11 protein-coding genes and 1 tRNA gene are annotated in these 19,382 nt (G+C 53.4%); 5 read left to right on the top strand and 7 right to left on the bottom strand.

Going from position 1 to position 19,382, the window contains the following annotated elements:
• The first annotated feature begins 143 nt into the window (after positions 1-143).
• The 5 genes from ACIPF8_RS01440 (at position 144) to ACIPF8_RS01420 (ending at position 5,678) form a co-directional block, all read left to right on the top strand.
• Positions 144-220 (top strand) — tRNA-Pro (locus ACIPF8_RS01440).
• A 273-nt stretch (positions 221-493) separates the two neighbouring features.
• Complete coding sequence (locus tag ACIPF8_RS01435) at positions 494-1,393, top strand: LysR family transcriptional regulator (RefSeq protein ID WP_400416714.1); 900 nt, start codon at positions 494-496, stop codon at positions 1,391-1,393.
• A 137-nt stretch (positions 1,394-1,530) separates the two neighbouring features.
• The gene (gene leuC, locus ACIPF8_RS01430; RefSeq protein ID WP_400416713.1) at positions 1,531-2,928 is read left to right on the top strand and encodes a 3-isopropylmalate dehydratase large subunit; all 1,398 of its coding nucleotides are present in this window, start codon (positions 1,531-1,533) and stop codon (positions 2,926-2,928) included.
• Positions 2,929-2,943: 15 nt separating this feature from the next.
• Entirely contained in the window at positions 2,944-3,597 is a 654-nt protein-coding gene (gene leuD / locus ACIPF8_RS01425) for a 3-isopropylmalate dehydratase small subunit (protein WP_400416711.1), read from the top strand.
• Positions 3,598-3,695: 98 nt separating this feature from the next.
• Positions 3,696-5,678, top strand: coding sequence for an aconitase family protein (locus tag ACIPF8_RS01420; RefSeq protein WP_400417009.1), 1,983 nt, complete (start codon positions 3,696-3,698; stop codon positions 5,676-5,678).
• Positions 5,679-5,914: 236 nt separating this feature from the next.
• Here ACIPF8_RS01420 and ACIPF8_RS01415 read toward each other — a convergent pair whose 3' ends face one another.
• The 7 genes from ACIPF8_RS01415 to ACIPF8_RS01385 form a co-directional block, all read right to left on the bottom strand.
• Positions 5,915-6,505, bottom strand: a complete 591-nt coding sequence (locus ACIPF8_RS01415; protein WP_400416709.1) for a hypothetical protein — start codon at positions 6,503-6,505, stop codon at positions 5,915-5,917.
• A 32-nt stretch (positions 6,506-6,537) separates the two neighbouring features.
• Positions 6,538-7,182 carry a hypothetical protein gene (locus ACIPF8_RS01410; protein ID WP_400416707.1) on the bottom strand — a complete coding sequence of 215 codons (645 nt, stop codon included), beginning with the start codon at positions 7,180-7,182 and terminating at the stop codon, positions 6,538-6,540.
• A gap of 280 nt (positions 7,183-7,462) precedes the next feature.
• Positions 7,463-7,720 (bottom strand): hypothetical protein, encoded by a 258-nt coding sequence (locus tag ACIPF8_RS01405; protein ID WP_400416705.1) that lies wholly within the window; start codon positions 7,718-7,720, stop codon positions 7,463-7,465.
• Positions 7,721-7,936: 216 nt separating this feature from the next.
• Entirely contained in the window at positions 7,937-8,428 is a 492-nt protein-coding gene (locus ACIPF8_RS01400; protein WP_400416703.1) for an SMI1/KNR4 family protein, read from the bottom strand.
• 233 nt (positions 8,429-8,661) lie between these two features.
• Entirely contained in the window at positions 8,662-9,501 is an 840-nt protein-coding gene (locus tag ACIPF8_RS01395) for a transposase (protein WP_400416701.1), read from the bottom strand.
• A 10-nt stretch (positions 9,502-9,511) separates the two neighbouring features.
• A complete protein-coding gene (locus ACIPF8_RS01390; RefSeq protein ID WP_400416699.1) occupies positions 9,512-9,787 on the bottom strand; it encodes a hypothetical protein in 276 nt (91 codons plus the stop codon).
• A 414-nt stretch (positions 9,788-10,201) separates the two neighbouring features.
• The gene (locus ACIPF8_RS01385) at positions 10,202-19,378 is read right to left on the bottom strand and encodes a hypothetical protein (protein ID WP_400416697.1); all 9,177 of its coding nucleotides are present in this window, start codon (positions 19,376-19,378) and stop codon (positions 10,202-10,204) included.
• Positions 19,379-19,382 lie beyond the last annotated feature (4 nt).

Genomic DNA, 19,382 nt, shown 5'->3' with positions numbered 1-19,382 from the left:
TAGAATCTGCACGTCAATCGCGGCAACTTGCTGCCGGCGGACTGCCGTCAGAGCCTGCTGGACAATCGGTGAAAAATTTTTACTCGTTCCCGGCACTGCGTTGAGAACAAAGCAATTTTGCTCTGATATAATAACAGGCTTGTCGGGGCGTAGCGCAGCCTGGTAGCGTACTTGCATGGGGTGCAAGGGGTCGGAAGTTCGAATCTTCTCGCCCCGACCAATGAAATCAAAGGGTTACAAGTTTTCAACTTGTAGCCCTTTTCCTTTTCGGGCGTATTTGTTAAACCATACTGAACGAACAAGGCTGGCATAGAGACACCATCGAACGTCAACTCTGTGCCAATATCTACCCTGCAAAGCGCAAACTTATTCTCAAGCCAGGGCCGAAGTTTCAAGACTTCGCTCAGTCATTAGCCGTTCAAGATGGGACAACCTCAACGGATAAGCGACATGCCAGTGCATCTTTCGTAACGACTCATCTGCGAACCGACTAATGAATAATTTATTACGAAAAATCGACTTGACGTCATTGCGCCTGTTCGTGACTGTTTGCCAGGAGCGCAATATCGCCAGAGCGGCGGAGCGTGAATTTATTGCGCCATCGGCGATCAGCCGGCGCATCGCAGAGATTGAAGCCATCATCGGCTTGCCAGTAATTCATCGCGAATCGCGCGGCATTTCCATCACTTCCGTTGGCGAAACGGTGTTGCGGCATGCGCAGGCGGTGATTGCCAGCATCGAGGCCATGGGCGCCGAACTATCGCTCATTTCAAGCGGAACCAAAGGCAAGGTGCGCCTGGTAGGCAATCTGTCGTCCATCGTTCAATTTTTGCCTGAGGATATCGCTGCCTTTCAGCGTGTATTTCCTGAGGTCGATATTGATCTGGAAGAACAAAGCAGCAGCAATGTCATGCGCAGCATTCAAGAGAACACTGCCGACATCGGTATTTGCAACGCCATTGCCGGTACTGAACAATTTGAACAATTGCCTTATCGTACCGATCGCTTATTCCTGATGGTCGCTCGTAGCCATGGTTTAAGTCATGCGACCACCGTTGGCTTGAGCGATATCCTGAATGAAAATTTTGTCGGCCTCGACGACGAGAGCGCCCTGACACAATTGCTGGCACAGGAAGCACTCAATCTCGGATCGAAACTGAATATCAAGATCCGTGTGGGCAGCCTGGATGCCTTGTGCCGCATGGTGCACGTTGGATTGGGCATCGCGGTCGTGCCGCAACAGATAGGCGAAATGTACCTCAATACGCTGGACGTCCGGTTGGTACCGATCCACGATGCATGGGCCGCGCGCCAATTGATTATTATCTTTCGGCATCGGGAACAGCTGACCGCAACAGCAACTTCGCTGATGAACTTTCTAGTACGCAACTGAGCTTACACAGCACCGCGCGAGTGGCGACAGGTGGCATCGTGAACAGAGATGCCTGCCATCGCAAGTGATTGCTTTTGGCGTTTTCTCGCCGTCAGTATGATGATTAAATCGTTCAACACGGATTTAATTCTTACATCATGCCAAAAACACTCTACGACAAATTATGGGACGCCCATGTAGTGGAGACTGATGAAGACGGCACCAGCTTGCTGTATATCGATCGCCATATCATCAACGAAGTCTCCAGCCCGCAAGCCTTTGAAGGTATTGCGCAAGCAAACCGCACTACCTGGCGCGCTGCCGCCAACCTTGCGGTAGCCGACCATAACGTCCCTACTACTGATCGTAGCAACGGCATCGCCGATCCCATATCACGCTTGCAGGTGGATACCCTGGCGGGCAATGCGCAGACTCATGGGCTGACTTATTTAGGCATGATGGATAGACGCCAGGGCATAGAACATGTGATCGGACCTGAGCAAGGTGCAACCTTGCCCGGCATGACCGTGGTATGTGGCGATTCGCACACTTCTACCCACGGCGCTTTTGCTTGCCTGGCACATGGCATCGGCACATCAGAAGTGGAACATGTTTTAGTTACACAGACTTTGTTGACGCGCAAATCAAAATTGATGTTGGTACAGGTCGATGGCGAATTGGCAAACGGCGCAACAGCGAAAGACATCGTACTGGCAGTGATCGCCAAAATTGGTACGGCGGGCGGTACCGGTTATGCGATTGAATATGCAGGTTCGACCATCCGTGCCCTGTCGATGGAAGGACGCATGACCGTTTGCAATATGTCGATAGAAGCCGGCGCGCGAGCCGGCATGATTGCTTTCGACGAGACCACACTCAATTATGTGAAGGGCCGGCCATTGGCGCCGGAAGGCGCATTGTGGGATCAAGCGCTGGCGGCGTGGCGCAATTTGCATTCAGATGACGGTGCGCATTTTGATGTCACGGTCACACTGGATGCCAGCCAAATCAAACCGCAAGTGACATGGGGAACCTCTCCGGAAATGGTGGTCGCCATCGATGGTCGTGTTCCTGATCCGTGTTTGGAAGCCGATGCAACCAAGCGCGACGGCATGGAAAAAGCGTTGGCTTACATGGGATTAACAGCCAACACGCCGATGACAGAAATATATCTGGATAAAGTATTTATCGGGTCTTGCACCAATTCACGCATTGAAGACTTGCGCGCAGCTGCCGCTGTTGTGCAAGGCCGCCATCGTGCCGCCAACATCAAACTGGCGATGGTGGTGCCGGGGTCCGGATTGGTGAAAGCACAGGCGGAAAAAGAAGGATTGGACAAGATCTTTCTCGATGCCGGATTTGAATGGCGTGAGCCCGGTTGTTCGATGTGCATGGCGATGAATGCTGATCGGTTACAGCCCGGCGAGCGTTGCGCCTCGACATCCAATCGCAATTTTGAAGGCCGGCAAGGCGCCGGCGGGCGCACGCATCTGGTCAGCCCTGCGATGGCCGCGGCAGCCGCTATTGCGGGTCATTTTGTCGATGTTCGGCTTTAAATGCGTCTATAAACCATGAGAAAATTTACACAACATACCGGCGTGGTTGCCCCCTTGGACCGGGCCAACGTTGACACCGACGCCATCATTCCCAAGCAATTTTTAAAATCCATCAAACGCAGCGGATTCGGTCCAAATCTGTTCGATGAGTGGCGCTATCTGGATCATGGGGAACCAGGCGACGATTGCTCCGAACGACCGTTGAATCCTGATTTCGTACTCAATCAGCCGCGCTATCAGGGTGCATCTATTTTGCTGGCCCGCCAGAACTTTGGCTGTGGTTCCTCACGCGAACACGCACCGTGGGCATTGGAGCAATATGGTTTCCGCACCGTGATTGCGCCCTCTTTTGCCGACATCTTTTTTCACAACTGCTTTAAAAATGGTTTGCTGCCTATCGTCTTAAGTGAAGCACAGATAGCGCAATTATTTTCCCTCGCGCAGGATGAGAACACAGCGGCCTTACAATTAACGATAGATCTTGAAGCACAAAAAGTGATCAGCGCGGACGGGGTATTCAATGTCGATTTCGAGGTAAATCCATTTCGCAAATTTTGCTTACTCAATGGCTTTGACGATATTGCCTTGAGCTTGCGCAAGGCCGAAAAAATTAAAGCATTTGAAAATAATCATCTGCTTGCCAATCCCTGGCTGTTGAAAACGCTGTAAATAACATGGCGTAATCAGTTCAAAAATCCGTCGTTCACACGTTCGCAAGGATGACGGATTATCAATTTCAGCGTTACCCAAGATTAGCGGAGCATCAAATGCCTCAAGTCCATCAAACACAAGACAACATCCATTTTGATGGAAGAATTTTATTTCTATCGGCAGATGCGGCGGTGATGAAAACCCAGCTTGATGGCCAAGCCATCACCCTGGCCGAGGCGTGTCCGTTGCGCGACAATATATCGACCGACGAGATTACGCCCGTGACAGTCATGATGGTCTACGACGAACGATTGGCCGATGTTCCTTATGTCGGCTTTCAAGCAGGCGATGAAACGCCCATCGGCAAGAACGCGATTAAAGACGGCGGCTTCCAGGTCACGGTGGCTGGCAAGCGTTACGGCAAGGGCTCATCGCGCGAATCCAGCCCACTGGCAGAGTTGTCGGCAGGGATCAGGCTGATTATTGCGGAAAGCTTTGAAAGAATTTATCAGCAAAATTGCGACAATATCGGCATCCTGACCACCACCGATTTTTCTATTCTGGACAGGATACTTGCCTCAGAATCCATCCCGATCGAAGAATTCCTCAAAGGCCGAGATCAACTGACACAGGACATTATCCGTTGTGGCGGCTTGCTCGCGTACAGCAAAATTTCTGCTCGACCACTGTCGCCATCCACGCAACAAGAACAAAAGAAGCAATTCCCAAAAACACCGAAGACATTAGTCGAAAAAATCATCACAGCACATTTGCATCCAGACACCACGAACGCCACGCGTGGCGACGGTGTTTTCGTTGCCACCGATTGGCGTTTCAGCCACGATTATTTCACCGGCATGTGCGCGCATTTAATGCATCGTGCTTTCGGAAAGCCGGCAACATTACATGCGCCGGAAAGTATCATCGCCTTTGAAGATCACTTGGTCTTGGCCGCGCAAAGCATCCCGCATATACAAGGAAATTTATTGGATGGGGTTGCCAATTTGCGAGCCGGACACACAAGCTTTAGCAAAGATTATCCGGTGCGTTCGCATGGAAAACTAGAACACGATTCTGGTGCGGAAGGCATTTGCCACGCCATGATGATCGAAAAATACGCGTTGCCCGGACAAGTTGTGGTGGGTACCGATTCACACACGCCCCACTCTGGCGCACTGGGTTGCCTGGCTTTCGGCGCCGGCGCGACTGAAATCGCCAATAGCTGGGTGACCGGCTACGTGCGCTGCAAGATACCGGAAACCGTGCGCATCGAAATTGATGGTCTTTTGCGCGCCGATGTCACCGCCAAAGATCTGGTGCTGCATTTGTTGCAATTGGAGCCAATACGCAATGGTGAAGTGATTGGTCTGGTGTTCGAATATGGTGGTGAGGCGGTGCGGGCAATGACTATCGACGAGCGCGCAACCCTGACCAATATGGTTGCCGAATTGGGCGGCTTTACCGGCATCGTTGAACCGGATCAAAAGACAGTCGATTTTTTAAAAGAACGACGCGGTATCGATTTTCAATTGCAGAGCTGGATGCGTAGCGATGCCGATGCCACTTATCGCCAGGTGATTCGTATCGACGCTGCCAGCATAGGACCTATGCTGGCACGTCCAGGCGATCCTGGTAACGGCGTTGCTGCCGATGCATTGACGGAGGATGTCGCCATCAACATCGCCTACGGCGGTTCCTGCACGGCAGGCAAACGCGCTGACTTCGATTTTTATCATGAAGTCTTGCAGTGGGGATTAGCGCACGGCCTTGCGATCCCATCGCACACAACGTTGTTCCTGCAATTTGGCACCATGGACGTGCGCAATTACTGCCAGGAGCAAGGTTATTTGTCGGTATTTGAACAAGCCGGCGTGACCATTGTCATGCCCGGTTGCGGTTCGTGTGCCAATTGCGGGCCAGGTCAGTCGGCGAATAAGAGTGATGTCACCATCAGCGCAATCAATCGCAATTTTCCAGGTCGCTCCGGCCCGGGAAATGTTTGGCTGGCTAGTCCATATACGGTTGCGGCCAGTGCGTTGGCTGGGCGTATTACTTCGTTTGAGCAACTGCAGCGGCAGACATTCTCAGGGGCATCTTGATGCATCGCGCAGTTTAATTTGATGCGTTGCGTAAAGCTTGATGATTGCGCACCACCTCATCACGAAGGAAATCGATTCAGCTGAACCGGCGCCGCTCTGTTAGCGAGCGGCACCGGTCAGGTTTGAACGGCCACTTTTAAATGACTACTGCAGCGGCACTTCGAAGTCGAACGTGGCCAACTAGCTACGGCCTTTGCCGACCGGAAGGCACGGCCGTATCACTGCATCGGCAAGCGCTATTGACGCAAAGCCGGAGCCTCTATCAGCGCAGTCTGCATCTTCATCAACGCATCTTCCATTGCCCGCTTACCGGACAAGGAAAAATCCTTTTTGAATTCCGCATATTCTGCATGCCCCTGCCCTTCCACTTTCTGCGCAACCAGCACGTTGCCGTTAACGTCGCTGACACTGCATGTCATGTCGACGCTGAACTGCGTTGGCGGCCAGGTCAGCGCGCTGGAAGACGATGAATTTGTAACCAGTTGCGGCGTGATGACGTAATCGATTTTATTCTTTGCGATGGCATCCTTGTCGTCCGCCTTGCTCAATTTTGTGACGCTGGCAAACACGTTCGACAACATCTTGTAAAACGCCGTTTCCATATCGCGATAAGGCGCATAAGTTACCTTGTCGCCACCGCCACCCGGCGTGGTGACTTCCTTGATGCGCACGTCATCGGCTATGTAGTAAGCGACATTCTTCTTGATCGTCTGATCGGTAGATGTGAGCTTGATGCTGTCGACATTCGGAGTGACACTCATAGGATGTGCACAGCCAGCCAGGATCACGACAGCAGCAATCGATGAAATATATTTTGTGATATTCATTATTTGTTTTTTTAAATTTTGATCGGCTTAAATCACTTCAATGCGCTAAGGAAGGCAGGATCTGCGTACAGAGATGCCAACAGATTTTGCACAAGGATTGTGTACTCCTGCATCGCACGCGGAATCGCTACCGCGCCGGCAAACGACGACGGCCATTCGCGATGTGCAGACTTCACTTGATCGTACAAGATTTGCCCCTGCTTCTTGACGACGAACCGCGCTTCTATGTCACCTGTACCGGTAGAGAAACCGCTGGAATCCAAATCATTCTTCAACAGCGTTCCCGACACCTCAGCATTCGCATTCGGCGCCATCTTGTTAGCCAAGGACAATTCCTGCTTGATCGCCTCTTCCACGTACTTCGCATACGAACTTTGATAAGGAGAATTCATGGAGCTGCCGCGCAACGAAATCGGATTGACGTTCCCCTGACCAGGCTTGGAAGTGAATGCGCCAACCTTTGCCGAGTAGTCGCCAGAATCCTTGAGTTTTTGTACGTTATCGATTGATGCCGAATACTGCGGCGCCATGACCGAGCAACCCGTCATCACGACAACGGCGGCCATCGCGCATATGTTTCGTAAAAAATGCATGTTAAATCCCCCTGCAGTTGGTTGTTTTGTTATGAGAAATTGAAAAACTGATTTTGGTGTTTGTTTTCGCCGTACATGAAACATGCAAATGCCCGCTTCCTGTCACAGAAAAATCGGTTCTGTGGCGAGATTGGGCGGGCAAAATGCATGGCTAAAGATGGTGAAGACAAACATGCCATATTGACACATGGCAATTAACAATACAACATCAATCGCGCGGAAGAGATGCTGTGTATGGCGCAGGAAAAGGAAGGTTCGGATTGGTATTGCCGGCGGCCGCAATGGCAGCATTGAGAGTGGCTAGGCTACTGATGGCGACTCAGTCTGCTTGGTATGTTTTTTTACTGTGCGCCACTCTTCTTTTTTAGAAAAAGGTTTTATCCCCCCAAGCTTGCACCTTTGCCCCATAACCAGAAATGGCGGCAATTGCTAACCCGATGCTCATGACTACAATTTTTAGCCAGTGAATACTTGTGAAAAAGTATCCACCTGCCATGACTGCAAATCCCAGGAGCATTACCAAATTTAATCCGAAATTTGTAAGCTTCCCGTTGTTAATTAATGAAATCTTCACTGCCAGCCCATTTCTTTCCAAGCAGAGAATTGGTATCAGGTTTTGCATTAACACAGTAAAAATCGAGTGCAGATTGTTCGCTCTAAAACATAAAATATGTCATTGCAAAACCTAATCGCAACTTCTACAAGGCGGTACCTGACCCCGACCTCTGCTTCGATCCAAATTATTTAGCGAACGGGCTTGCTATTCAAGACAGTATCTGACCCCGATTTCTCCTTCATTACCGTATCTGACCCCGACTTCCCATTTTCTCAAAAGTGATTAGACAACAATCAACTCACCCTTGCAAACGACTCCTTTATAAGGATACCTTTTCCGCACATCGAGAAGATACTCAAGGAAAGTTAAATTTGTGCATTCAACACTCCCCGCATTTTCATCGAAATGATATACAAGACCATCATTTTTCTCCGTTTGCAGGTAATAATATTGTGTCTCACTTTCTCGCGAGAAAGAAAATGGTTTATTTATTTGATCCCAAGCGCCATATTCTTGAAGTGAATTAAACAAATTTATTTGAAATAAAATTTGACCACGAACCGTCCATGCTGGTCTATAAAGAACAATGGGGTCATCTCCAATTAATCCACCATCAGATCGTCCCATTTGTAGCATAAAATCACGGAATTCACCTTTGACTTTAATGTCATACAGAGCTTCTATTTTATTTATCTCATTTTCCGTATATCCAATAACAGCCTTGGACTCAACATCATCTTTTCCTGCCAAAAGTTTAAATACGTCTTTGCTCATCGATTAACTCCTGTTGACCCCTGAAATACGTTGATTTGCAAATTCGGATTTTTAATAGCAAAATTTGGAATCGTTTGTATGCAACCCGCACACATTCCTGGATTAGATAGAGAAGTATTTTGAACAGCAATATTCACCGTTGCCGTTGTGAAAATTTGGGTCAGGTCTTGCAATGACACATTGCCACAACACCGCACCAGGAGTCCACGTGGAATCCGCTGTCTTCAGTACTGCTAAAATTCTTTTTCAGCCTTCTTTATCGCTCGGCTAACCGTGGAATAGTGCACGCAAAAATGCTCGGCAATCTCATGCAAAGTATAATTTCCACTGGCAAACGCCGCTGCCATCGCATGCTTCGCATCACGATCGTTGTCGCTATAAAACGAGAGTTGACGTACATTCGGGTGTCGTTGTGCGCGTGGGATTTCTAGGGTTTCTAAATCAAGAAAATCCTGCACGTGTTCTAGAAAGGTGTCGCCGCCAAGATAGACTTGCCCGCGCACATTTTCCCAAATGCTGGGCAAGCCTATACCTGCGCGTACAAAATCAATGTATTTGGCAATTGCTCTTTTCCGCTGACGACTGAATTGCCCTAATATCCAATCCGTCTGCAGCCAGCCGGGAGCAACTTCCCCTCCCAACATCGCAGCATAAGAACTCCATCGCCACTTGCCAATATCCTTCACCATGCGCGCCCGAACAGGATTGAGTACGACATACCGTGACAACTCAAGCAAATAACTGTCCTTTTCGACCAAGATGGCTTTATAACGCCCCTGGAACACATGCTCGACCCGGCCATGCCTGCGGTTTGTGCTTTGCGTATAGACGCCGTTGAGTTGGCGCATGCCCTGCGACAAATTGGCATCCGCCGTCTCCACCACAACGTGATAATGATTGGACATTTGACACCAGGTATGACAAGTCCAATTGAAACGCTTGCAGACCTGCTCAAAAATTTCCAGCCACATCAATCGATCTTGGTCATCGATATAGATATCTTCGCGCCTGTCCCCACGCGAGGTAACGTGATAGACACCACCAGCGAGTTCTAATCTTAAGGGCCTTGACATAGCCCTCACATTAAAACAGGAAATGTGTCATTGCAAGACCTGACCCCGATCTCTGCAAGACCTGACCCCGATCTCTGTGCGGCGTCAATCCGCCCAGCACATTGCTGGCCGGATTATTGATCACATATTTCGGATCGCTGCTGCTACCTTGCGTTGGCAGGCTCGCCTGGCCGCTTGGCGTGGCGCCGGTGAAATGGAAGTTGCCGTTGCCGACGGTCGATGTGGGGGCCGTGCTGAAACCTTGGCTGCCGATGGCAGCCGAAGAGATTGGGATCAGCTCTTGCAATGGCACATTGCCACAACGCCGCAACGCCGCAACGCCACAACGCCACAACGCCACAACGCCACAACGCCAAAGCAAATATCGTGTACAGATTGTCCTGCGTCAAATCATTAAATGTGTCATTGCAAGCCCCCCGACCTCCCTTTAATACCCCATGTTGCGGTTACCTGTTTAGTATCAAAGGGTACCACTGATGGTCCGCCAATTCATCAGGCTCAAGGTAATGCGAGAACGTATGCTTGTCTCGGGTAGCTAAAGCCGCATCGTGAGATTCATTCGGCTCACGCCACTCGGATTCACAATCCTCGCAGATAACGAAGAGAGTGTGCCCCCCTCTCTCGGAGGCCACAAGAACTCTACCCTGACTACAGACCGAACATATTTCGTTGACAACAGCGTAGTGCGAATACGTCATGATTAGGGAGCTTTCGGCAAAGGTAGACCATTACCAGGGAATGCGGTAATAACTTGATTCGTCCCATGCACCGTAATGATGGTCACCGTATTCAAGTTTTGTTGCTGCCCAGTGTAGCCGCCAGCATATCCCGAGTTCGGACGTGGTACAACGTAAATATCGGTACCGCCGTTGGTTACCGGTTGGATGCCATTTTGCTGGACAGCATTCCAAGCGTCGTTCACTACCGACACAGGATTGCCATAGAAAACGCCTTGGTTCGGCTTATTAAGGTTGAGATCCCCGTGCTGATCAATAACGTGATCGGCTCGCGTTTCGCCAGATTTGCTAACAATCGACCAGTCCAACCCTTGCTGAGAGTTGTTTGTAGCATTGCTTGAAAATGATGACCCACTGCTCCCCGAATTCCCCGAATTAAATATGACATTAGATCCCTGGGGCTGAGCAGCCGGATTCACCAACACGTTGTTGCCCCCAGACTGGTTAGTCGGAGTGCTTATGATATTAGACCCTTGGGGCTGCGCCGCTGGATTCACCAGAATATTATTACCGCTTGACTGATCACCCGGGTTAATCAGCGGACCACTGGCTTGCGGAGCGGTGATCGGCTTCCCGTTAACACCGATCGATATACCAAAATCATCATAGATATTTTTTTGAAAATTACTCCACGCAGTCGATGGATCGGTTATCAGCGTTTTCAAGCCGCTCAAACCACCACTAATCAAACCGTAGAGATTTTTTCCGACTGGGTCCGCCGTGATGCCGCCACTCGTCAGTGTAATTGGCCCCGGAGCAATTGTTAGAAATGGGCCAACTGGCACAACAATCGGAAGCGGCACTGTTGTAGTGGAAATCTTGATGCTGGTAGCATTGTTAATGGTTTCATTCGCGGCCGCATTGGCAGCTACGGTCGCATTCTGACCTAACGCCGCTGCTACCCCTCCACCAGCAAGGATCGCTAACGCATCAATGGCGGCGTTATAGTTCGCATTAATGTAGCTAGTCGTCGTAGTCTGCGTACCGTCGCCGTTATTGATAGTGCTAATGGTTTGCGTCCCGTCATAAATCACATCCCGAATCAACGGTGCAACAATCGCGCTCGTCGCGCCGCCAATCGCGCCACTGGCGCAGCTGTTGCCACCTAAGCTCGCCGCCGCACATCCCAATAACGCATGACTGCTGACGTTCGCGACAATACTGGTCGCAGTCGCACCGTCAGCGTTGATTCCGGCTAAATTTGCCCCGATACCGTTAGCACCAACTGCCGCCGCGTCACCGATCATTCCGTTTGCAAAGGCATTACCAAAGCTGCCACCGTAAGCTGCAGAATTAATTGCCGCGCTAATACCACTACGCACGACGCTGGTCGCAACGTATTGGCTTGGGTTATTGACGAAGTTATTCCAGCTACCTTGGCTGATCGGCTGTGCGCCATCAACGCCAGGAGTGACCGTGCCTGGGCTGTTCATATTCCCAAGGACACCGTTCGTCACGCCAGCAGTCAAACCGCTGACTGCACCGGATTTCAGGGCCTGCCCGATATCAATGCTGCCATTGGTGATGAGCTGGCCAGTCATGCTGCTCAGGGTGCCGACAATTGCACCTTGTATCCCTGCCGCCACCGCTGACGCTACAGCACTCGCACCAACTGCGGTTGATGACATTCCTGCCACTGTTCCAACTATCGCAGCCCCCGCACCTGCCGTCACTATTGCAATAGCAATCGCGGCAGCGATCATCACAATCGAAGCGGTTGGATCAGCCTTCTTGGTCTGTACCCACTCCTGCTGAATATGGTTCTGCGCCGTGCTTTGGGTGAAATCGCTGCCCAATTGCTGCTGCAGGTTGTCCAGCAAGGCCTGGCTACCGGCCTGGTTGACGCTGCCGTCGGCATTGAGTTGCTGGAACTGGCCGCTGACGCTGTTGACGCGGTCGACGTTGAGCTGGTAGTTGGCGGCCGACAGGAAGCCGCCCGGCTGGACTTCGTCGCCGGTTACCTTGGTGTAGCCCTGCTTGTCTGTGCGATAGGTTTGTACACCGATATCGGCGTTGCGCGCCTCGTTGTTGAGCTGCTGCGCGTTGATGATCAGTTGCTGGGCGCTGATGAAGCCGGTGTTGGTGACCGTACCGTTGGGATGGTCTGCATCGCCGGTGCCGGTTGCGGTCAGCGTGACCTGATTGCCCTGGATGACGCCGCCTGCCAGCGCGCCTTGCGTGGCTTGGGGCAGATAGACCTGCGGCATCAGCGCATTGATGGTCCCGCATTGAGAGGTGCCTGTGGCGGTGCAACTGGGGTCAGGAACCGTTTGCTCGACGTACCACAGCATCGGCGCGGTCAACTGGTTGATCTGCTGCTGCGACAGCGCTTGCCCTAACTGGATATTGTTCTCGGTCGCGTAGTTGATCGCGTTGCTGTACAGGACCGCCTTTTGCTGATCGGCCAGGCTGACCTGCGTCTGGTTGTCCCATTGCACGCCGCTGACAAAACTGGCATTGCCGGTTTGCGCCAGCGCGGCCTGTTGCAGTTTCTGATCTTCGGTAAAGGGATCGAAGTAGAACGGCACCGAGCCGTTCGGCTGCAATGCCGGCGGCAAGCTGTTCAACAAAACCTGCGGCGTCAATCCGCCCAGCACATTGCTGGCCGGATTATTGATCACGTATTTCGGATCGCTACTGCTGCCTTGCGTCGGCAGGCTCGCCTGCCCTGTTGGCGTGGTGCCAGTGAAATGGAAGTTGCCATTGCCGACAGTGGAAGTCGGGGCCGTGCTGAAACCCTGGCTGCCAATAGCTCCCGTGGATGTCGCGTTATTGCCGGTGCTACCGTTTGCGGTGGCTGTCGGCACTGCTGTTTGCTGCCCCACATTTGGATTGGCGTTGACTTGGCTCGTGGCGCCGCCGGCTCCTGCGGCCTGGCTCGCACCGTTCTGGGCGTTTGCTGCTGCGCTCGGTACGCCTATCGGCCCGAGCGGGATGACGTTTTTCGGACTGGAACCGGCCGGCGTCATGATTTGCGGGTTGGTATAGCCGTTGGTAATATTGCTGCCGGTCAGGTTTACCTGGTAACCGCTGATGGTGCCGGTGTTTTGCAACGCGGCGTACTGGCCACCCTGGCCGTTGACGTTCAGGCTGCCCGCAGCCTGGATGACACTGTTGGATTGATTCGGCGTATTGTTGTTGACGGGATCGTTCTCGCGCACGTGGTCGCACGAACCCAGGCTGCAATGGTTTTCGACATGGCTGTGGTAGCTGGTCACTGCCAGTACATCCGCATTGTTGTTCAGTGCGCTGGTGACGGTGATATTGGCATTTTGTCCGGCATTGATCAAGCTACCGTTATTGTTCAGCGTGGCGCTATTGATCGTTACATTGCGGGCGCCATTGATGACAGCTGCCTGCGACGTTTCGGCTTGCTCTGTCACGCCAAAGAAGTCCTGGTTCAAGTCGGCCACGGTTTGGCCGGCAAACGTGGTCTGGCGGGATTGCAAGCCGACAGTGCCACCGCTGCGCGCATTGTTCAACTGCCCGGCAGTGATGCTGACATCGCCGTTCGTTGCCTGGATTGTGCCGGATTGGTTGCTGACAGTGCCCGGGCTGGTAATCGTGACATTGCTCAATGCCGCCAGGTTGGCATTGTTGTTGGTGACGCTGCCCGCATTAATCGCAAGATTACGCCCGGCGACGATGATCGCAGGATCCTGTGTGATCGCAATGCTCTGCGACAGCGGATTAAAATTGTCGCTCACCGTAAAGCCAACCTGGTTTGCCACCACCAAGCTACCCTGAGTCAGCACGTTATAGCTACTCTCTCCCTGATTGGTCAGCCCTGCCACATTGAACGTAATATCTCGCCCCGCAACGATATTGCCGGCGTTGACCAAATTGCCGCCGCTAATCTGCATATCCTGGTTCGCGACGATCTGACCGCGCACACCTAATGCCGTGGTAGTGCCGCCGGTGCTTGGCGCCACACTGGTTCCTGCAGCCGCAGGTGTCAGGTAGGGAATCACCAGCGTTGAGGTGCAACCACCCTGAGACTCTCCAGGACAGGTAGCGATATTCGGTTGTCCGATGGCGCTGACACCGAGTCCGGCAATTTGCGCAATCAAACTATTCAATCCAGCTTGATCAACCAAGGTGCTGGTTTTGGAGGTGATGATCGTGTCGGAACGGCCATTATCCAGGCTCTGTACGTTCAGCACTACATTGTTGCCGCTGATGGTGCTGCCACGATTGGACAAGCTGTTGGCGGTAATGCTGGTCTGTCCACCTGCCGTGATCAGGCCTTGCTGACCATTAGTCTGACTCTGTACCGTTGTCTGCACTGTTGGCAAGGCCAGCAACTGGGTCGTCGGGGTTGTCAGCGTCTCCGGATTGTCGCCAGCAAAATGCCATACATTGGCAAAGTGACTGCCGCCGCTCCCGTCATCGTTCGGCACTACTTCATAGACGCTGGTGACCTTGAGCGTCCCCGCCGAATAATTCGGACTCAAATCGGCCAGTGTCACGTTTTGGGTGACGTAGCTGATTGGCTGGCAATTGTCACCACTGCAGCCGCCGCCGGTTTGAATTTGCTGGGTGCCGACAAGCGCTTGTCCCAATAATGCCGGGTCAATCACCGAAGTTGTGGTGTTTTGCAAGAATACCGGCGCAGCACGGTTATTATTGACTGTTGCTGCGTTGATATTGACATTGTTGGCCGCTGTGATGGTGCTGCCGACATTGGTCAGTGTGCCGGACAACGTAGCGTTCACGTCGCGGTTGGCCGTGGTCGTGCCGCCGGTATTGTCGTAGCTGGCACCAGACAGATTGACATCTCGTACCGCTTCTACTTTGCCGGCGTTGGTGACTACGCCACCCAGATTGACATCGCGATCGGCATGGAGGGTACCGCCAGCCTGATTGGTGATCACGCCATTTAGCGTCAGGTCATTGCCGGAAATGACGCTGCCGCTATTCGTGAAGGACGCGCCGCTGATCGAAATATCACCGGATTTCTGGATCGTACCGGTGTTGGTAAACGCATTGGTCGCTTGCAGGTTCAAACCTGAACCTGGCAAATTCCAATTGCCATTGACGTTGATCGATTGCGCGATCAACGTCAGCGTACCGTTCAAATTGACTGTGCCAAATGCCACTGCAGTCGGATCGACATCCTGGTTCCGCAACGCCAATGTGACGTTGTTGGCAGCCAGGATCTGGCCACCGGCGTTGTTGAAACTGCCGGCGCCGCCATTGACAGTCAAACTGACATTACCGGATGCAGGCGATGCCGATGCGGAGGCGCTAGTATCACCGGCAAACAATAATCCACCTTGATTGGCGGCGAAAGTATTGGTCACCAGATTCAAATTGTCGCGAGCCAATAACGAACCATTGTTATTGATGATGCTGTTGTTGGCGTTGACGTTGGTACTGGCGCCGTAGATCGTGCCAGCATTTGTCAAATTGCTGGTGTTGATTGTTGCGGTACCCAGCGATTGCAAGGCTGCACCAGCATTGTTGGCCGCCTGCTGCGTCGTGATATTGACATTGCCCGCTGCCAGCCAGTTGCCGTTGTTGGTCGCGCTGTTGGCGCCGTTCAAGGTCGCGTTGCCTTTGACGACACCGACATTGTTGGTGGTCACACTGTTGCCGGCTGTCGCGGTCAAATTGCCGCCGATGGCGTTGACCGGATTCGGATTGGCTGCCGTGATGCTGGTGGCGCTTGCGACGCCACCCAGCGTAATGTTGGCGCCAGCCAGATTGGCATCCTTGCCGACTGTCAGCAAGCCGCCAGTCAGACTGAGATTATTTTGCGCGGTGGCTTGCAGCGTGCCGCCCACATTGAGATCGCCTCCGGTCCCAATATTGGCTCCCGTCAGGGTCGCATTGCCCAGGCTGGTAGTGACGCCATTCAACGCCAACGCCTGACCGGCGCCGGCAGTCAGCGTATTGCTCGCGCCGATACTGCCTTGCGTCGTCAGGTTGCGTCCAGCGTTGAGAGTGATATTTTGCAAGCTGTTGACGGCACCAGCGGCAATCAGGTCGGTTCCAGCGTTGGCCTGAATGTTGCCGCCAGCAGTCGTGGCGCCGTTCAGACCGACATTACCTCGGGTAGCAGCCAGCGTTGCATTGCCGATCACTGTGGTTGCACCCAGCGCGAGGTTGTTACCCGCAGTCGCATTCAGATTCGCTCCAACGCCAACTGTGCCCGCCAAGGCAACATCCTTGGCCGCGCCGAGCGTGAGATCTTGCGTGAATTGCGTATTGCCGGCGCCGTTGATGCTGCCGCCTGCGGTCAGGGTTCCCACAGTATGTCCGGCCAGGTTACCGGCCAGAGTTATGTCCCCGGATGTTGCCGTAATTGTCGTGTCGCCCACAACCTGAGTGGTACCGCCCAGCGTAGCATTATTGGCCGCGCTTACCTGCAAGCTGCTTTGTGCATTGACATCGCCGCTAACGTTGAGGCTACCGTTCTGGCTCTGCAAGACCGCTGCGTTCTGCGCATAGACTTGTCCGCCAAGATTGAAGTCGCCACCTGATTTGGCCGTCAACCCGGACATTGCCAGCACACTACCGGTAGTCTTCAGTGTTCCGGTCTGCGCGCTCAGGTTCATATCTCCCAGAGCGATGACAGTGCCACCAACGGCCAGATTGCGATTCGCACTCAACGTCGTCGAACCATTGGAGAGTGTGCCGCCGTTGACGCTGATGTCGCGCCCAGCTGTTACTTGCAGCAATCCAGTAGTCTGGGTCTGACCACCCAAGTTCGCATCATTACTGGCGCCGATCGTCAGATTGCCGCCACTGGCATTGCCGACCACGCTCGGGCCGGACAGCGTGACATTGGCGCCTTGCAGCTTGGCGCTGCCGCCATTGTTGCCGCCGACTGTCAATGCCGCCAGCGAGAGATCCCTGCCAGCTGTTGCATTCAGATTACCGCCGGCCTGCAGGGCGCCACTGATGGCGATGCCCTGCCCGGCAGTTAACGTCGTATCGGTTTGAGCGGTTAATTTACCGGTACCGGTGATGTTTTGTCCTGCAGTGACGCCGACCACACCACCTGAGGTCAAATCTCCGTTCAACGCCACACTGCCGTTGGCGGCCGTGATGCTGGTGTTGGCGCCGGATTGCGTGCTGCCGCCTAAAGCAATATCGTTGGCAGCTGTGGCACTTACCTGCTGTTGTGCTGCCAGCGTACCGCCGACGGTGATGCTGCCGTTCTGTGCTTGCAGTTGGGCGCTCTGTGCCGCATAGACCTGGCCGCCCAGATTGGCGTCTGTATTTGCCACGACATTCACGTTGCCGGTGGAGCTGACCACATTGCCGGTAGTGATGACGCTACCCTGCTGCCCCTTCAGGCTCAAATCGCCAATCGATCCGGCGGTGCCATTGATCGTCAGATTGCGTGTCGCCGCCAGCGCCAAGGTGGTGGCGCTGGTGATGCTGCCATCGATGGTGATGTCGCGCGCCGCATTGATCGCTGTCAGGTTCGGAGCTGTTACATTGCCGCCCAGGGTAATGTCCCCTGTGCCATCGTGTCCCTGCGCAGTAAGATTCAGCGCATTGGTCGCCTGGACGGTGCCGCCCAAACTGAGCGAGTTGCCGGCGCTCGCCGTAATGGTGTTCGCGACCGCGCCGCCGGTACCGGATATATTGCCGCCGGCTTGCAGATTGACGTTTTGCTGCGACTGGATGCTGCCGTTGACTTGCACATTACCGTTGGCTGCGATGTTAACAGCTTGTTCGCCGAGGCTGTCGCCGTTAGCGATGACATTGCCGCTCGTCGTGACGCCGACCGTGGTTTGCGCATAAGTGGTGCCAACCCGGACATCTCCGTTGGCATCTATCGACAGTGCCCCCACGCTGGAGGTCAAGGTGCCGTCGTTACGTACGCCTAGTCCCTGACTGGTGCCAATAACCTTGATCTGCCCCGCCGTCATCGCGCCGAATGCGCTGGCATCGATTTGCAAACCATTTTGTGCTGACGTATTGCTGGCGGCAGTATTGGCGCCGTTGCTGCTGACTTGATAGTCGCTACCGGCACGGCCTTGTCCCGGCTGCGCTTGCGCCACAACTTGCTGACCACTGATCAAATTGATTTGCTGACCTGCGTAAAGCGGTGCATTGATGCCGATGCTGCCGGCGATCAAATCGATTGCGCCGACAGTTCCTTCTATACCCGCACCCGGCGTACCATTTGCACCAGGTGCGCCTTCAATCTGAATCCGGCCTCCCTGGACGTTGTAGGACAGCGCCGCCGCATTGTCGAACGAAGTGGTGCTGCCGCCCGGGCCGCTCAGGAACTGCGGCGTCCCGGTACTCAAGGTGATATGCGGCGCATTCACAAAGCCGCAACTTGTGCAATTCACGCCATTTGGATTGACCACAATGACCGAAGCCGGAGCGCCGAAAACCTCTATCGTTCCGGCGATATTGCTCGGACCACCTTGTGAGGTGACCTGGTTGATAATTTGAGTCGCCGTGCGACCGTTCAGGAAAGGATTCGCCGCGACGTTGCCCCCCAACAGACTGCCGCCTGCGGTCGTGCTGTTATTAAGTATCAACCCAACCGCGTCGACGTTGAACTGACTGTATTGGTTGAGCGAAATGCCGTTGGCGTTCGGCTGGGTAATATTGACCACCGGCACATTGCCGCCGACGCCAGTGCTACTGGTAACTTGCGGTTGAAAGCGTATCGGTGCGCTAGGATCAGTGATCGGCGCCGCCTGGGCGCCATGAAGGCCAATTTGCACGGAAGGCAATGCTGCTGCAATCCTGGCTGCCAGCACACGGCTAAAGCCCGGCATTTTCTGTTCGATCTGCGCCTGCAGCGGCGCCCAATTGCCGTCCTGCTGCGCTTTCGCCAAGCTCTGTTTCAACTGTCCGGTAAAAAATTGCCAATCCGCCGCCGAATTTCCAGCCCGCTGCACATCGCCGCTGATGCCCAATTGAGCCGCAGATTGCGTCGCGTTTTGCCAAGTCACCTGCAAAGGAGCCAGCCATAACGTAAAAGCAACTATCGCAGCAACTAAGCGTTGCCAAACGCGTACCTGGGGCGCGCCGTCCTGTGACAGACCGATGATGCCCTGCTCCGCCGAGACCAAACGATCGGCCTGCAGCCCACTGCGGCGCAACGATATCGACAGACGCGATTGATCCAGACGAGACAGCAATTGACGGAGCGAGCGATTCATACTT

It is taken from the genome of Collimonas sp. NPDC087041, from assembly GCF_044745265.1.
In the GTDB taxonomy this organism is placed as follows: Bacteria; Pseudomonadota; Gammaproteobacteria; order Burkholderiales; family Burkholderiaceae_D; genus Collimonas.
The sequence above is the reverse complement of the archived record's forward strand: the minus strand, read 5'-3'. Positions and strand labels throughout refer to the sequence as shown.

Excerpts from the sequence above, each read along its gene's own strand:
- ACIPF8_RS01420 (WP_400417009.1), top strand. The coding sequence starts at position 3,696 with ATGCCTCAAGTCCATCAAACACAAGACAACATCCATTTTGATGGAAGA.
- ACIPF8_RS01415 (WP_400416709.1), bottom strand. The coding sequence starts at position 6,505 with ATGAATATCACAAAATATATTTCATCGATTGCTGCTGTCGTGATCCTG.
- leuD (WP_400416711.1), top strand. The coding sequence starts at position 2,944 with ATGAGAAAATTTACACAACATACCGGCGTGGTTGCCCCCTTGGACCGG.
- ACIPF8_RS01410 (WP_400416707.1), bottom strand. The coding sequence starts at position 7,182 with ATGTTTCATGTACGGCGAAAACAAACACCAAAATCAGTTTTTCAATTT.
- ACIPF8_RS01400 (WP_400416703.1), bottom strand. The coding sequence starts at position 8,428 with ATGAGCAAAGACGTATTTAAACTTTTGGCAGGAAAAGATGATGTTGAG.
- ACIPF8_RS01435 (WP_400416714.1), top strand. The coding sequence starts at position 494 with ATGAATAATTTATTACGAAAAATCGACTTGACGTCATTGCGCCTGTTC.
- ACIPF8_RS01385 (WP_400416697.1), bottom strand. The coding sequence starts at position 19,378 with ATGAATCGCTCGCTCCGTCAATTGCTGTCTCGTCTGGATCAATCGCGT.
- ACIPF8_RS01395 (WP_400416701.1), bottom strand. The coding sequence starts at position 9,501 with ATGTCAAGGCCCTTAAGATTAGAACTCGCTGGTGGTGTCTATCACGTT.
- ACIPF8_RS01405 (WP_400416705.1), bottom strand. The coding sequence starts at position 7,720 with ATGCAAAACCTGATACCAATTCTCTGCTTGGAAAGAAATGGGCTGGCA.
- leuC (WP_400416713.1), top strand. The coding sequence starts at position 1,531 with ATGCCAAAAACACTCTACGACAAATTATGGGACGCCCATGTAGTGGAG.